Annotated in this window: 13 protein-coding genes; 7 read left to right on the top strand and 6 right to left on the bottom strand. The window is 35.8% G+C overall.

Going from position 1 to position 15,328, the window contains the following annotated elements; all coding sequences use genetic code 11:
- Nucleotides 1-10 precede the first annotated feature (10 nt).
- From DK858_RS16530 to potD, 5 genes are all read left to right on the top strand, one after another.
- Nucleotides 11-1,306, top strand: a complete 1,296-nt coding sequence (locus DK858_RS16530) for a S8 family peptidase (protein WP_109398339.1) — start codon at nucleotides 11-13, stop codon at nucleotides 1,304-1,306.
- 536 nt (nucleotides 1,307-1,842) lie between these two features.
- Entirely contained in the window at nucleotides 1,843-2,958 is a 1,116-nt protein-coding gene (gene potA, locus DK858_RS16525; RefSeq protein WP_109398338.1) for a spermidine/putrescine ABC transporter ATP-binding protein PotA, read from the top strand.
- Nucleotides 2,942-3,802 (top strand): spermidine/putrescine ABC transporter permease PotB, encoded by an 861-nt coding sequence (potB, locus tag DK858_RS16520; protein WP_023583058.1) that lies wholly within the window; start codon nucleotides 2,942-2,944, stop codon nucleotides 3,800-3,802. The genes potA and potB overlap by 17 nt, the downstream gene beginning before the upstream one ends.
- Nucleotides 3,799-4,578 carry a spermidine/putrescine ABC transporter permease PotC gene (potC, locus tag DK858_RS16515; RefSeq protein WP_109398337.1) on the top strand — a complete coding sequence of 260 codons (780 nt, stop codon included), beginning with the start codon at nucleotides 3,799-3,801 and terminating at the stop codon, nucleotides 4,576-4,578. The genes potB and potC overlap by 4 nt, the downstream gene beginning before the upstream one ends.
- 112 nt (nucleotides 4,579-4,690) lie before the next feature.
- Nucleotides 4,691-5,734 (top strand): spermidine/putrescine ABC transporter substrate-binding protein PotD, encoded by a 1,044-nt coding sequence (potD, locus tag DK858_RS16510; protein ID WP_006536345.1) that lies wholly within the window; start codon nucleotides 4,691-4,693, stop codon nucleotides 5,732-5,734.
- A gap of 135 nt (nucleotides 5,735-5,869) precedes the next feature.
- On the opposite strand, the gene DK858_RS16505 is transcribed toward potD, so the two are convergent.
- The 6 genes from DK858_RS16505 to DK858_RS16480 all read right to left on the bottom strand — a co-directional run bounded on the left by DK858_RS16505 (nucleotide 5,870) and on the right by DK858_RS16480 (nucleotide 11,692).
- Complete coding sequence (locus tag DK858_RS16505) at nucleotides 5,870-6,181, bottom strand: helix-turn-helix domain-containing protein (RefSeq protein ID WP_072064475.1); 312 nt, start codon at nucleotides 6,179-6,181, stop codon at nucleotides 5,870-5,872.
- A gap of 25 nt (nucleotides 6,182-6,206) precedes the next feature.
- The gene (locus DK858_RS16500; protein WP_109398336.1) at nucleotides 6,207-7,280 is read right to left on the bottom strand and encodes a fimbrial protein; all 1,074 of its coding nucleotides are present in this window, start codon (nucleotides 7,278-7,280) and stop codon (nucleotides 6,207-6,209) included.
- A complete protein-coding gene (locus DK858_RS16495) occupies nucleotides 7,280-7,798 on the bottom strand; it encodes a fimbrial protein (protein WP_109398335.1) in 519 nt (172 codons plus the stop codon). Before DK858_RS16495 ends, DK858_RS16500 begins: the two co-directional genes overlap by 1 nt.
- Nucleotides 7,798-10,317, bottom strand: a complete 2,520-nt coding sequence (locus tag DK858_RS16490; RefSeq protein ID WP_109398334.1) for a fimbria/pilus outer membrane usher protein — start codon at nucleotides 10,315-10,317, stop codon at nucleotides 7,798-7,800. Before DK858_RS16490 ends, DK858_RS16495 begins: the two co-directional genes overlap by 1 nt.
- A gap of 36 nt (nucleotides 10,318-10,353) precedes the next feature.
- Nucleotides 10,354-11,034, bottom strand: coding sequence for a fimbrial biogenesis chaperone (locus tag DK858_RS16485; protein WP_109398333.1), 681 nt, complete (start codon nucleotides 11,032-11,034; stop codon nucleotides 10,354-10,356).
- A 97-nt stretch (nucleotides 11,035-11,131) separates the two neighbouring features.
- Complete coding sequence (locus DK858_RS16480) at nucleotides 11,132-11,692, bottom strand: fimbrial protein (protein WP_109398332.1); 561 nt, start codon at nucleotides 11,690-11,692, stop codon at nucleotides 11,132-11,134.
- Nucleotides 11,693-12,567: 875 nt separating this feature from the next.
- On the opposite strand from DK858_RS16480, the gene yddG reads away from it, so the two are divergent.
- The gene (yddG, locus tag DK858_RS16475; protein WP_109398331.1) at nucleotides 12,568-13,482 is read left to right on the top strand and encodes an aromatic amino acid DMT transporter YddG; all 915 of its coding nucleotides are present in this window, start codon (nucleotides 12,568-12,570) and stop codon (nucleotides 13,480-13,482) included.
- Nucleotides 13,483-13,716: 234 nt separating this feature from the next.
- Nucleotides 13,717-14,991, top strand: a complete 1,275-nt coding sequence (locus DK858_RS16470) for a bifunctional O-acetylhomoserine aminocarboxypropyltransferase/cysteine synthase (RefSeq protein ID WP_109398330.1) — start codon at nucleotides 13,717-13,719, stop codon at nucleotides 14,989-14,991.
- Nucleotides 14,992-15,328: the final 337 nt, after the last annotated feature.

Genomic DNA, 15,328 nt, shown 5'->3' with positions numbered 1-15,328 from the left:
AGCATTGAATATGAACATTAAAAGAAAGATACTTATAAAAGTAAAAAATCTTGATTATGATAATAAAACTCTATTATTTTCTGGGTTTCATAAAATATATCATCCTCTTTTAACTAATATATCTTTAGTTCCAATAGTATCATCTGTTCATCAATTACCACCTAAAAGTTATATTGATTCTATTTCAATAAATTTTAATGATCTAAATAAATATTATTACCTTAATTTACCAGAGAATAATCATTATTCTTTAAATGAATTGATTAAAGTATTACAACAACACCCTGATATTGAATATGTACAAATGGTGCCAATACAGCCTATTGAACCTCCTAATATAACACCTGACTTTTCTCAATATCAGCAATACTTAAACACACCAGAAAAAACAATAAATATCAATAAAATTAAAGGGTTGGGTGTTTTTGATGCGTGGGAGCAAGACGCTTATGGGCAAGGGGTACAAGTCGCTGATATTGAGTGGGATTTCAACCTTTCTCATCATGATTTATCAACGGATAATATTACGTCATTATTACCATTTAATGAAAAAACCAGTCAGGCAGATCATGGTACTGCGGTCGCGGGTTTAATTATGGGAAAAAATGATGGTAAAGGGATCACCGGACTCGCTTATAAATTAGATATGTTTTATGCCATCTCTGAATTAACTTGTGGGCGTATTGATGCGATTATTGCGAGTAAACGTATATTACATGCCGGTGATATTGTTTTATATGAAATGCAGACAATTTGTGAACATCAAGCTTACGTACCCGCAGATTATGAAATGCATATTTGGGAAGCAACTCGTGCATTAACAGATGCTGGGATCATTGTGATTATGGCCGCAGGTAATGGAGGGGTAGATCTAGATTTGCCTGTTTATAAAAGTTATCGACAACGTCATGATAATAATTCAATACGTGTTGGAGCGGGTTCACCCTATACATTAAATCGATTACCTTTCTCAACGCACGGTTCACCTATTCATGTACAAGCATGGGGAGAAGACGTTGCAACAGCAGGTTATGGTGATCTGTTTAGAAGTGATGATAATCATACTTATACGGCTAATTTTAGTGGCACATCGTCAGCGAGTGCTTTAGTTGCGGGCGCCGCAGCGGTGATCCAATCTTGGTATAAAAAGCATACAAACAGAGTGTTAACGCCGATACAAATGCGTGATTTATTAATTAGAACAGGTACTTTTCCACTGTTAAATGACAAAATTGGCCCTTTACCCAATGTGAATAACGCAATTTTGTATTTAAAAAAATTAATAAAACGTCATCAAGTACAATAACATTAATTCCTTTAACACCTCCTAAATATGAGGAGGTGTTATTTAAATTTTATCTCTATGAAATATAAAGTTTTTATCATCATAATAAGATGAAAATATAAAAATAAGCGTAATTTAATTAACTTTTTGTATGAATAACGACACAAAAAATAGTGTTACAAATAAACGAGCTAATAAGTATTTATAGGAAAATAAGGCGATTAGACAACTTCTAAGAGAAAATTTATTTAATCATAAACTTAATTGGTTTTTACTATTTATATAAATTAATAGCATTTTGATTTTATTGTGTTTTTAGCATAAATCCTAAAGGGCATAGTTTATGATGAAAAACTTAAATATGAATAGTTTTTCATTGTTTAAGCACCTTTTTGCTTTCAATTTCACGCCACTGCGTTTATCATTTTCCGCTTGTACTATACATACGGCGTCGCTGGTTTTGGGCTTCTGTGGAGCATAATGCTCCGGCAGCTCACACAGTCTTTTCCAGTGGCGGTTCTATCTGCATTATTCTTCGGGATAGAGTATTACCTTAAATGACTGAGAAAACATCTCTGATACCAGTTGTCGAATTAAAATCCTTAAGTAAAGGTTTCGACGGAAAACAAATTATTTCCCGCCTCGATCTCACTATCAACCATGGCGAGTTTTTAACTATCCTCGGTCCTTCAGGCTGTGGTAAGACGACGGTTTTGCGTTTAATTGCGGGTTTAGAAGACGTTGATGATGGGCAAATTATCCTTGATGGACAAGATATTACGGATATCCCAGCAGAACAACGTTTTGTAAATACGGTTTTTCAAAGTTACGCGCTTTTCCCACATATGACTGTTTTTGAAAACGTCGCATTTGGTCTTCGTATGCAAAAAACACCTGCTGACGAGATTAATATTCGCGTTGAAGAAGCCTTGCGTATGGTGCAACTTGAAGCTTTCGCACAACGCCGTCCTGCACACCTTTCGGGTGGACAACAACAGCGCGTTGCGATTGCGCGTGCTGTTGTGAATAAACCAAAGGTCTTACTGCTTGATGAATCATTATCTGCACTGGATTACAAATTACGTAAACAGATGCAAAATGAATTAAAAGCCTTACAACGTAAATTAGGGATCACCTTTATTTTCGTAACTCATGACCAAGAAGAGGCGCTGACCATGTCAGACCGGATCGTGGTAATGCGTGAAGGGCGTATTGAGCAAGATGGTACTCCGCGTGAAATTTATGAAGAGCCAACAAATCTGTTTGTTGCGCAATTTATAGGTGAAATTAATATCTTTGATGCGCGTGTACTCCATCGTATTGATGAAACGCGTATTCGTGCTGATGTTGAAGGTCATGAATGTGATATTTATACCACATTACCTGTGACACAAAACCAGAAACTCAAAGTATTACTTCGACCTGAAGATCTCCGGGTTGAAGAAATTCACGATCTTGAAAATCTTCCTGGGCTAATTGGTTATGTTCGTGAACGTAACTATAAAGGCATGACGCTAGATTCTGTTGTTGAGATGGAAAATGGCAAGGTGGTGATGGTGAGTGAATTCTTTAATGAAGATGATCCAGATGTTGATCACTCGTTAGACCAAAAAATTGCAGTAACTTGGGTTGAAAGCTGGGAGGTCGTGCTGGCAGATGAAGAAAACACGTAAACTATTTCAAAACATCGTAATTACTGGTGTTGTGGGTTGGTTGATGGTGTTCGTCTTCTTGCCGAATATCATGATCATTGCGACCAGTTTTTTAACACGTGATGATGCCAACCTTGTCGAGATGGTCTTTACACTCGATAACTACTATCGCTTATTTGATCCTATGTATGCAGAAGTGTTACTGCATTCTATTAATATGGCGGTGGTCGCAACATTAGCTTGTTTATTATTAGGTTATCCTTTTGCTTATTTCCTTGCAAAAATGCCTAAGAAAATACAGCCATTAATGTTGTTTTTATTGATTGTGCCTTTTTGGACAAACTCGCTTATTCGTATTTATGGATTAAAGATATTCTTAAGTACAAAAGGTTATTTTAACGAATTTCTGCTGTGGATTGGACTTATTGATAAACCACTCAGAATTATTTATACCCCAGAAGCCGTGGTACTGGGGCTGGTTTATATTTTGCTACCTTTTATGGTATTACCGCTATATTCCAGCATTGAAAAGTTAGATAAACCTTGTTTAGAAGCAGCGCGCGATTTAGGGGCTAATAAATTTCAAACCTTTATTCGTATTATTATTCCATTAACAATGCCAGGCATTATTGCGGGTTGTTTACTCGTGATGTTACCTGCAATGGGGTTATTCTTTGTTGCTGATTTAATGGGGGGCGCGAAAAATTTATTAATTGGTAACGTAATTAAGAGCCAATTCTTAAATATTCGTGACTGGCCTTTCGGTGCAGCCACAAGTATTTGTTTAACATTGGTGATGGGATTAATGCTGTTTGTGTATTACCGAGCCGTGAAGTTACTGCATAAGAAGGTAGAGATAGAATGATAGGACGGTTATTGCGTGGTGGATTTATGTCCATTATTTACGCGTATCTTTATATCCCGATCATCATTCTGATAGTTAACTCTTTTAACTCATCGCGTTTCGGGATTAATTGGAAAGGATTTACCACAGATTGGTACACCATTTTATTTAATAATGACAGTCTGCTTCAAGCTGCTGGGCATTCATTAACAATGGCTGTCACTTCTGCGACATTTGCGACATTAATTGGCTCATTAGCAGCAGTTGCGCTTTATCGCTACCGTTTTCGTGGCAAAAAATTTGTGGGTGGAATGCTGTTTGTTGTGATGATGTCGCCGGATATTGTTATGGCGATCTCTTTGCTTGTACTGTTTATGATCCTAGGTGTTTCGTTAGGATTTTGGTCGCTTTTATTTTCACATATTACATTTTGTCTGCCTTTTGTTGTGGTTACGGTGTACTCACGATTAAGTGGGTTTGATGTGAAAATGTTGGAAGCGGCTAAAGATTTAGGGGCGAGTGAATTTACTATTTTACGTAAAATCATTATGCCACTAGCAATGCCAGCAGTAGCTTCAGGTTGGTTATTAAGCTTTACGTTATCCATGGATGACGTCGTAGTTTCCTCTTTTGTGACGGGGCCAAGTTATGAAATTTTACCACTGAAAATTTACTCAATGGTAAAAGTGGGGGTTTCGCCAGAAGTGAATGCGCTTGCAACTATCCTTTTAGGTCTATCCTTAGTATTAGTATTAATTAGTCAACTGATCTTAAGAGACAGAACGGACAAAGCGTAAACATGTATTAGTGCGAGTTTCTCGCACTTTTTGGGGTCTTGAAGACCAATCTGTTGGAGGTAGGCTCGCTGCCTATTTGATATTAACGCATCAACCACTGAAGGAAACATAAATGAAAAAGTGGTCCTCAGTACTTGCTGCCAGCGTAATGGCATTAAGTATCGGCACAGCATCGGCTGATGATGGTAAGACATTATATTTCTATAACTGGACGGAGTATGTGCCGCCTGGTTTGCTTGAACAGTTTACGAAAGAAACTGGGATTAAGGTGATTTATTCCACCTATGAATCTAATGAAAGCATGTATACCAAGTTAAAGACCTATAAAGAGGGTGCTTATGACTTGGTGGTTCCTTCTACTTATTTTATTTCTAAGATGAGTCATGAAGGAATGCTACAAAAAATCGATAAATCAAAATTAACTCATTTTGATAATCTCGATCCTAGTTTATTACATAAATCATTCGACCCCGAAAATGACTACTCCATTCCTTATATTTGGGGTGCGACTGCGATTGGTATAAATAGCGATGAAGTGGATGTGAGTAGCATTACTTCATGGGCTGATTTATGGAAACCTGAATATAAAGATAGTTTATTATTAACGGATGATGCCCGTGAAGTTTTCCAAATGGCATTATTGAAATTAGGTTATTCGGGCAATACAACCGATCCTAAACAGATTGAAGAAGCTTATAAAGAGCTGCAAAAGTTGATGCCAAATGTATTAGCATTCAATTCAGATAATCCAGCTAACCCTTATATGCAAGGGGAAGTTAATTTAGGGATGATTTGGAATGGCTCGGCATTTATTGCTCGTGATGCAGGCGCACCTATTGAAATGGTGTGGCCAAAAGAAGGCGGCATTTTCTGGATGGATAGCTTAGCGATCCCTGCTAATGCCAAGAATGTCGAAGGCGCTCATAAACTTATCGATTTCTTATTGCGTCCAGAAATCGCAGCAAAAGTGGCTGAAAACATTGGTTATCCAACACCAAATCTTGCAGCTCAAAAATTACTACCAAATGTGATCACTAAAGATAATTCTCTTTATCCAACAGAAGAAATTATTAATAAAGGTGAATGGCAAAATGATGTGGGTGATGCAACTGTATTATACGAAAGCTATTACCAAAAATTAAAAGCCGGACGTTAATTACCTTTAACTCTTACCCTAAAGCCACCGTTAAGGTGGCTTTTTTATAACAGAAAAGAATACATTTTTATTTAATTAAAAATAAAGAGAAGTAAAAGATAGTCAGTAATAAGAAAAAGAGTAAATAGACTACGTTCAATTAAAATCATTCTTAATACAGCTTTCGGCAATTAACCGATTATTTTTTTCTTGAGTTTTTCTTCGTTGTTCAATACTTGAAATATGATTACTTTGTAAGAAATAACTAATATGAACATCAAATTTCTCAGAGATACGATAAATTAATTCGATACTGATCCTATTTGTTCCTCGTTCATAACGAGAAAGCTGTTGTTGGCTTATCTCTAATTCTTTAGCGAATAAAGTACCTGAATATTTTAATTTTTTTCGTAAATGGCGTATTCGCTGGCCTATACGAAAATTAATGGTTTTGCTGTTATCTATCATTTATCAGCCTTAAAAATTCAAATCATCATTGATAAGAAAAAGTCAGACTGGCTAACCCGTTTGCTTTACCAGGTTTTAGTGTTCCAGTCGTGATATACCGAGTTGACAGGTTTAATGTGTAGTTTTCGTTATTAGATGTTGTTATATGAAGTAAACGTTGGTTAGGTTGTCCCGTTGCACTAATGTCAGGTCCATAAGTGACGGGGGTAGGAGTATCATTAAAGAAAAATTGAATACCGATACCTGATGCATCTGAATCTGATGTTAAGGTGAGAATATCTGTATTATTAGAATAGGTAGATTGATCGGTCATACTGGCGTACAAGTGAACATTGGTATCACAAGTCACTGAAATGGGTTTTGTTTGTATTTTGGAGGTTGAACCAACAGCACTCATCTCTCTCATTGAGATATCACCTAATTTATAGGTTAGGTTTTTGGTATTGACTGTGCAGCCACGAGCTTTAATGGTGATTGTTACAGGATTTATTGCGACAAGTGATGTGTTATTTCCTTTATGAGCGCCTCCGTATTCAGACCAAGTATTGGCAATTACGGTGTAAGGAATATTATAAACGCCAGTTTCTAAGTGTTCATCAGTGACGACAAAGACGACTTTTGCTTTTAATGAGACGCGGTCTACGCCTTTGTTTACTGTTGAGCCTGCTGCGGGATAAATAATCGTCGCACTTGAGCCTGTGCCGACATCAATAGGTACATAAGAAACATTGTCATTATTATCTTTTAACCCAAAGGCATAACCAATACCTTTTACGCCAGCAAGAGCATACACAGGATATCGATTACTGCCTTCATAATAGTAGATCCCACTTATTTTTGAACCTAACGCATTAGCATAGAGTGTATCAACCCAACATTTTTGTAGAAATTTATTCTCACATTTAAAACCATTATGAACAGATGTTTCCCCAATCCATGTTGAAGTGATTGGTGTACCGGCTGGTGTTCCGTCCGCTGCACCATCAAAACTCATTGGTACAGGTGATACAATAAGAGGATCAGCCACTGCCCATACCATTTTTTCAGGAATAAACACTAAAAAAACCAGTAATGATAAGAAAGAAAGGAAATGTTTCATTATTGGTACTCCAGTAAAAAAGTCGTAGTCGCATTTGCTTGCCCTGAACTAACAGGTAGATGTGTCGCGACATAGCGGGCATAGAATTGCAAGGTATTATCTTGATTAGGTAATAACAGGTAAGGTTGGCTTTTTTCATTGATGGCAATAGGGGTGCCTGACTTATCCATAAGCGCAATAGCAATACCTTGAGCACCATCCTGATTAACGGCAAGTAATGTATTATCCGATGCAGAAGGTGTTCCTTTGAAGCTGACTTTCACGCCACTGGCTTCGGGTTGGCAATCTACTAACTTAATACTAAAAGGGATAATAGGTGTACGTTGTTGAGTAATTGTTGTTGAAGTGAAATCTTTCGTCGCAATATTACCTAGTTTCACCGTAATTGTTTTTGAGTTAGTTTCTACTGTACAAGTGTTGCCGGTCACTCGGGCATTAATTTGAATCAAAGTGTCATAAGTATTGCCTTTGCTTATGGAAAGTATCAATAAAGCCAACACAAGCATTAATCTGCGCATTATTGGCACTCCTGTGTCATTTTTACAAAGGGCTCATTGTGTTGTTCAATAGGTAATTGATAGTTCACTTGGCAATGTTTAGATGATCCATTGCCCCAGCGAACATCTAATAGGCCTGAGTGAGGTACGCCAGAGAGGTAGAGTAAACCCTCATCCCCTACAATACCGGAGAGATGATTCTGTTTATCGGTAGCGATAGCACCGAAAGGTAGCGGTCGCCCCTGTTGTTTTAATGTCAGTAATAATCGATATCCTGTTTTGGCGTCAAAGTTAACTTTAATAACCGCACCTTGAGTAGGAATGACTTGCTGAATATTTTGTTCAATTTCGATGTTATCAGGGAGAGCCGTGGTATCCAGGGCAACTTTGTTTTGGCGATAAGCTGTGGCATAGGGAATAACCGCGAATCCACGCCAATCAGTATAAATTCCCGTGGCATTATCAATGGGGACATCTGCTGTTTTGCCAGCATCAACTAAAATGGTATTTGAGCTTAATGGCTGACTTAATGTGATCCCTTCACTATGTAACAGCATGCCACCTGCAAGGCTGTAATTGAGTTGCTGAGCATCTTGATGGTAGTTATAACCGGCATTGAAATTGCCATAGCGACTTTGATATCCAAGAGAAGCACTTCCCGTATAATTGCCACCTTGATTGCTATATCCCTGTTGAACACTGTAATTTAACGTATTGTCGTCAAGCAATGTGCCTGCAACACCTGCATTATGAGCAGAATAACCGTTATTATTATGGCTGTAGTTATAAGTGAGATAAGCACTATTGATGGGCTGATAACCTGAAGGCATAAGAAGTTGTAACGGAATAGAAACGCCAAGAGAGAGTGTTTGATCCCGTTCTCCACTATTCATCATACGGTTATAACTGTAAATAATGTTGTAAGAAAGCCCTTTGATATTGCCGTTATAACCCGTTTGAACTAAAACATTTTTCTCATTTGTTCCCCAATAGTTTTGCCAGTGTGTTGTCATAAAAACAGAGCCATAATCGGCAAGTTGTTGTGATAAATTGATCTGGAGACTGCCTTTTTTATGATTACGCAAATCAAAGTAACGTGAAGGTGTTTGTTGATTATCTTCATAGAGATAGCCAGACATCCGCGTGTTGAGTGTCTCTTCTAGTGTGTAAAATCCAGAAGTAGAATAGCGATAGCCTAATAATTGAAAATTAGTACCAAATTGGTTAAGTGATTTCGCGTAGAGAAAGCGTAAAGAGTAACCTTCTGATGTCGAATTATCAGGTAGTTTACTATGAGCAAAAGTGATATCTGTTGATAATGCGCCTAAGGAGCCCATATTTTTACCGGCACCAAGTGCATAAGATTGATAATCAGCGCTAACTAAAGCCCCACCATATGCAGTTGTGTCATAAGGCAATCCATAAATCAGATGGCCTTGTAAAAAGCGTGGTTTTTTATTTTGGTTATTTTGGCGGATCTCACCTGCTTGAATAACAAATTGTTTTTGACCTTCTCGCTGTAAAACGGGCACGGCAGAATACGGTACAACATAATCATGTTTACTGCCGTCATTCTCTTCAATAGAAACATAGAGATCTCCGCTATTTGATGTTGGATAGAGATCTTTAATTTCAAATGCTCCGGGTGCAACAAAGGTTTGGTAAATAACATAGCCATTTTGTTTTATAACGACTTTGGCATTACTATTCGCTATTCCCCTAACAATAGGGGCAAAACCTCTTTGGCTATCAGGCAACATGGTGTCATCGCTTTCTAAGGAAATACCTCGGAAATTAATGCTGTCAAAAAGTGTTGATGACGTATAACTATCGCCAATTTGTAATTGGCTTTTTAACGACACAATATTGCGTTGAAGATAGGTGTTGATGTGGTTCCACTGGTTTTTCCCATTCGATGAATGCCAAGTGGAATAATCTCTTAATCGCCAAGCGCCAATATTGATCCCACTACGTAGATTTAGATAGTAACTATTATTATGAGAATTTCCCCAACTGTTGGCACCGCTAAAGGTATAATTTAATATTCCCGCAGTAATACCGTTATCCCATTTCTCTGGTGGAATATAACCACGTGCTTTAAGATCTAAAGCTGCTTGAGGAATTTGAACTTTTAATGCTTGTTTCTCAATATCATAATTAACAACTGAATCGGGAATAATGTTTTCAATATTAATACATTGTTTATCTAAGGCGCTTTCAATATCAGAAAATAGTTTAGTATTAATATTTAATGATTGATAAAAAGATTTATTTAAACAAGGAATTACACTTTTATCTTGGCTAATAAAATGAATGTTCTCTGTTCTCAGATATTCATTATTAAAAATAATATCAAGAGGGTAGTCGCCGGGTTTGATACTATTTCCGGCTTCAAAATAGCTTAAATCAGCGACAGAATCGGGAGAGTCAGCCAAAAATGCAGGATTAAATCGGTTTGCACTGTGTGCTAAAAATGGCAAAGCCATTGATATAGTAATAGCACCAGAAAAGAAGAAATAAACTGTATTTTTATTAATCATGTTTTTTGACCAAGAAGCTTTGAGCTGATGTAATCTTTAATGAGAAATTTCTTTTTTTAATACAGCCGTCTGTGCGCCATAATCATTAATTGTTTGGAATGAAATGAGGTTTGCATTACTTTTTATTTTTCCTAACATTAATTGAGATAACGGATTTATCATGATACTGGCAGGAAGTTGATTATCTTTTACCGCTAAATTCACCATAGTTATATGATAAGGCGTTGGGTTATTCGCAATAAGCTCACCATTCTGGTAAGAAAAAGAAATCTCATTTGCAAATTTTTCATTATAAGCAGGCAAATTTGCGGGGCGATAGAAAAGTTTTATTCGACTCTGTATTGCGATTTGTAGTGTATTTTCCTTAGCTAGCTCATCTTGTAATGAAGGGATTACTTTTACATTCATCCAAAATAAACTTTCTCTATCTTCAGATAATGGTGCACCGGTATACATAATTCTTAATGCATTTTCTTTATTAGCATCAAGAATATATAAAGGGGGAGTGACGATAAAATCATTATTTTTAACGCCTTTATTATCAGAAACCCATGACTGAATTAAAAAACTGTTTTCTTTATCTGAGTTAGTAATAACAAGGTTAGTTTGTTTAATATTTGAATTATAAATAATACGTGTGGCACCTAATGAAACACCATTAGAATAAGATAATAATGGAAAGAGAAAAATAGTAAGGAATATAAGTATTTTTTTCATAATAAAAATATATTAGGTAGTGAATATAGGGCAATTATATTTTTGATAAAAATATGCCGTCCTTGGCAATCAGATATCAATCAAAAATGATGAGCAATTAAGAGTAGGTGACCATAAAGTTTGTGGTAACGTTTGCGCTACCTGCCTTAACAGTATCATCAGTTGAAACAAGCGATGCGTTATAATTTAATTGGTTTTCGCCTTCAATTAACTTTTGAGTTGTTGATGGTTGGCCCGGAATAACATTTTTACTGCTTGAGTCAGTAATTTTTAATGCTACATTTGTCGCGGCACCACTACCTTGCAATGCAAATGCGTTTGCATCTCCATCAGAGGCTGTACCATTAAAAGTAATAGCGGCTAATGTTGAAACGGTAATATCGCAGTTATTTAATTTAATACTAAAAGGAATGCGACCTGTTTCATCACCTTTTTTAGTAAATTCGGCAACGCGGAATTGACCCAAACGAACAGTTTGGTTTGCTGAGCTACTATCAACACCACAAGCTGCATTAACAACAGAACCTTCAAAATTAACAGTACCGCCATTGACGGTGACTTCTGTTGGCGCAGGCGTGCCGGTGTCTTCTGCAAATGCAGGTGCTACAATAATTGCCATTGCAGAAGTGATAATTGCAGACAATAATAACTTTTTCATTAATTATTCCTATGTTTTAAATATATATCTAACAATTAACTTAATATATTAAGTTAATTGTTAACTCTATTTATTCCCTATTTTTAAATAGAGAATAAAAGGGGGTAAATTATTTTTTAGACGTGTAACGTAAGGTTGTTTATATATTTAACAGAGAGCTGATTACCGCAATTATCGTAAAAACGATAAAACAGTTATATTCACACCTAAGTCAAATTTTCAAAAATTATAGATGTGCTAAAAAAAATAGAGAAATCGTTTTAAACGATCGTTTTTAGCTTGTTTTATAGGTGATATCTATTGATATCTTGATAACTATCGGTAATAGCTAGCGTTAAAAAGTGGAGTAATATATTATTTTATCTAATGATTTTTTTGATATTACATATCATATTGATATTTAATGAGTTTTTATTTTTTGTTTTTATTTCGCCATGCGTCTCTAATAAAGAGCGTCTTAAAAGGACTCTGTAAATATACTTATAAGATGATGTTTCATATGATATATTTCATAGCGAAACTATTTATAAAAGGATACAAAAAATAACACTTTTTATGTTCAATAGAGATGATCTGGTTTCTTTTTTATTCAAATATAAAATTGAAATTAATATTTGAATAAAAAAATAGAAATATTATTTATTCATTTTAAATTGAAATTAAAAGGCATATTTTAAAAATATAAAATTGATGATACTTTTTTTACTACCTATGGGAGTAGGTCAATCTGTTTTCTACTTGATATTAATTGTAACAAAATGTTTCAGTGTTCAAGTTTTTTTTTTATTTTTTTGTATAAAAATGGCTAAAGCAATTATGCTGATTTTATTTTAATATCGGCGCTAATGGCACAATCTTAAATCTGAAGGCACAAAATGATATCTAGCTCATCAAAAGGGACGTTATATGGCATTGTTGCTATTCTTCTTTGGAGCACCATTGTTGGATTAATTCGTAATATTAGTGAGTATTTTGGTGCCGTAGGGGGTGCTGCACTGATTTATACTACAGGCACACTCTTTCTTATTTTTATTTTAGGTATGCCTAAGTTATCACACTTTCCTAAACGCTATCTTTTCTGGGGTGGGCTATTATTTGTCACTTATGAAGTGTGTTTATCTCTGGCTTTAGGATTTGCAACAGACAGAATACAAGCCATAGAGTTAGGAATGGTTAACTATTTATGGCCTAGTTTTACGTTAGCCCTTGCAGTCATACTTAATAAGCAGCGATTCTCTATTTTACTGATTATCGGATTATTATGTGCATTTAGTGGATTAGTCTGGGTTGTTAGTGGCGATAATCCGCTGACAGTTGATGGTTTATGGGAAAATATTCAAAGTAATCCATTAAGCTACATATTAGCGTTTTCAGGGGCTATTTTATGGGCGTTTTATAGTAATTTAACTCGTCTTATGTCTGGCGGGAATAATGGCATTGTACCTTTCTTTTTATTAACGTCACTTGCATTGTGGGGGCAATATCTATTTTCAGCGCCAGTAGAATGGATCGTGACTACAAAAAGTATCACACTATTATTAATAACGGGTGCTGCTATTGGGCTAGCAAATGCGGCTTGGACAATTGGTATGATCAGAGGCAATGTGACCTTATTAGCGACACTTTCTTATTTTACTCCTGTTATTTCTACTGCATTTTCATCAATACTCTTGTCTACCGCACTCTCTTTCTCATTTTGGCAAGGTGTAATGATGGTGACAGGGGGATCTTTAATTTGTTGGTTAGCAACTCGCCAAAAAACGATAAAACGATTTAAAATGGCTAAATGACATAAAATAGAGGAGTTTTAAGTTAAATATTGACGTCAATAGAGGTTATTGGATCAAGAAATTCTATTTTAAAAATAACATTTGTGTAAGTTGAAATTTTTTCACTATGCGATGAAGAAAATATCAGCTTATCTATATTACTTATAAACTGAATAGTTACACTTGGAACATCTCCAATAAAGAAGATATGTTAAGTAATACGATAAGAACAAATGCAACAAAAAAGGAATTGCTATGAAACTTGAGACACTCTCTGTTCACGCCGGTTATTCACCTGATCCAACCACAAAAGCAGTTGCTGTGCCTATTTACCAAACAACATCTTATGCATTTGATGATACGCAACATGGTGCGGATCTTTTTGACTTAAAAGTGCCCGGTAATATTTATACCCGTATAATGAATCCAACCAATGACGTATTAGAAAAACGTGTTGCAGCATTAGAAGGTGGTATTGCGGCAGTTGCCGTAGCATCGGGTATGGCCGCTATTACTTATGCAATCCAAACAATTGCACAAGTGGGTGACAATATAGTTTCTGTCGCTAAGCTTTATGGTGGTACTTATAACTTAATGGCGCACACTTTTCCTCGTATTGGTATTGAAGCACGCTTTGCTCCTCATGATGATATTGCTGCCCTTGAAGCGTTAATTGACCACAAAACAAAAGCGGTATTTTGTGAAACCATCACAAATCCAAGTGGAAATATTGTCGATATTCAAGCATTGGCAGATGTCGCTCATCGCCATGGTGTGCCTTTGATTGTCGATAATACCGTTGCTACACCTTATTTATGCCGCCCTTTTGAACATGGTGCGGATATTATTATTCATTCTTTAACCAAATATATTGGTGGCCACGGCAATTCGATTGGTGGCATTGTTGTTGATTCTGGTAAGTTCCCTTGGGCTGCACATAAAGATCGTTTTGAAATATTAAATACACCTGATGTTTCTTATCATGGAGTAAATTATGTTGAGCACTTTGGTGCTGCTGCTTATATAGCAAGATGTCGTGTTGCACCTTTGCGTGGAACTGGCGCAGCACTGTCGCCATTTAATGCTTTTTTAATTCTACAAGGATTAGAAACGCTAGCATTACGTATGGATCGCCACACTGAAAATGCACAGAAAGTGGCAGAGTATTTGCAAAATCATCCTCAAGTGGCATGGGTTAAATATGCGGGTTTAAGTCATCACCCAGAGCATGATTTAGCGGTACGTTATATGTCAGGTAAGCCAGCGGGCATTCTCTCTTTCGGTATTAAAGGGGGCGCTGAAGCGGGTGCAAAATTTATCGATGCATTACAACTCATTGTTCGCCTTGTGAATATTGGAGATGCCAAATCATTAGCATGTCATCCAGCATCGACCACTCATCGCCAATTAAATGATGAAGAATTAGAATGCGCAGGCGTTTCACGAGATTTAATTCGTTTATCGATTGGTATTGAGCATATTGACGATATTCTTGCCGATTTAGAGCAGGCATTAAACGCCAGTATTTAATTAAAGTTATACATTAAGAATTAAAAACCTTCTTTATTTAAAGGAGGTTTTTTATATTTAACACACTAAAATTGTATGATGTTAGGGTTATTTATAATTTATTTATGATGTTATTAAATCTATTTAATATAAATTTAAAGTAGAAAATAATATTAACTTTAATTCCAAATAAAGAAATCTTGGAGGTTTGTTTTCTTTATTTTTCTGCTTTTTTACTTTAAATAAAATAATAAATTAATTTTTTATTTTTGATAAAAGTCAAATTTAACTTATCTTCAATTTATAGATTTATCTATCTAGGTCAAAACTGTAAATTAATTTACAGTTTTTAAATTAA

The organism is Proteus faecis (assembly GCF_003144395.1).
GTDB classification, from domain to species: Bacteria; Pseudomonadota; Gammaproteobacteria; order Enterobacterales; family Enterobacteriaceae; genus Proteus; species Proteus faecis.
The sequence above is the reverse complement of the archived record's forward strand: the minus strand, read 5'-3'. Positions and strand labels throughout refer to the sequence as shown.

Excerpts from the sequence above, each read along its gene's own strand:
- DK858_RS16530 (WP_109398339.1), top strand. The coding sequence starts at position 11 with ATGAACATTAAAAGAAAGATACTTATAAAAGTAAAAAATCTTGATTAT.
- potA (WP_109398338.1), top strand. The coding sequence starts at position 1,843 with ATGACTGAGAAAACATCTCTGATACCAGTTGTCGAATTAAAATCCTTA.
- potB (WP_023583058.1), top strand. The coding sequence starts at position 2,942 with ATGAAGAAAACACGTAAACTATTTCAAAACATCGTAATTACTGGTGTT.
- potC (WP_109398337.1), top strand. The coding sequence starts at position 3,799 with ATGATAGGACGGTTATTGCGTGGTGGATTTATGTCCATTATTTACGCG.
- potD (WP_006536345.1), top strand. The coding sequence starts at position 4,691 with ATGAAAAAGTGGTCCTCAGTACTTGCTGCCAGCGTAATGGCATTAAGT.
- DK858_RS16505 (WP_072064475.1), bottom strand. The coding sequence starts at position 6,181 with ATGATAGATAACAGCAAAACCATTAATTTTCGTATAGGCCAGCGAATA.
- DK858_RS16500 (WP_109398336.1), bottom strand. The coding sequence starts at position 7,280 with ATGAAACATTTCCTTTCTTTCTTATCATTACTGGTTTTTTTAGTGTTT.
- DK858_RS16495 (WP_109398335.1), bottom strand. The coding sequence starts at position 7,798 with ATGCGCAGATTAATGCTTGTGTTGGCTTTATTGATACTTTCCATAAGC.
- DK858_RS16490 (WP_109398334.1), bottom strand. The coding sequence starts at position 10,317 with ATGATTAATAAAAATACAGTTTATTTCTTCTTTTCTGGTGCTATTACT.
- DK858_RS16485 (WP_109398333.1), bottom strand. The coding sequence starts at position 11,034 with ATGAAAAAAATACTTATATTCCTTACTATTTTTCTCTTTCCATTATTA.
- DK858_RS16480 (WP_109398332.1), bottom strand. The coding sequence starts at position 11,692 with ATGAAAAAGTTATTATTGTCTGCAATTATCACTTCTGCAATGGCAATT.
- yddG (WP_109398331.1), top strand. The coding sequence starts at position 12,568 with ATGATATCTAGCTCATCAAAAGGGACGTTATATGGCATTGTTGCTATT.
- DK858_RS16470 (WP_109398330.1), top strand. The coding sequence starts at position 13,717 with ATGAAACTTGAGACACTCTCTGTTCACGCCGGTTATTCACCTGATCCA.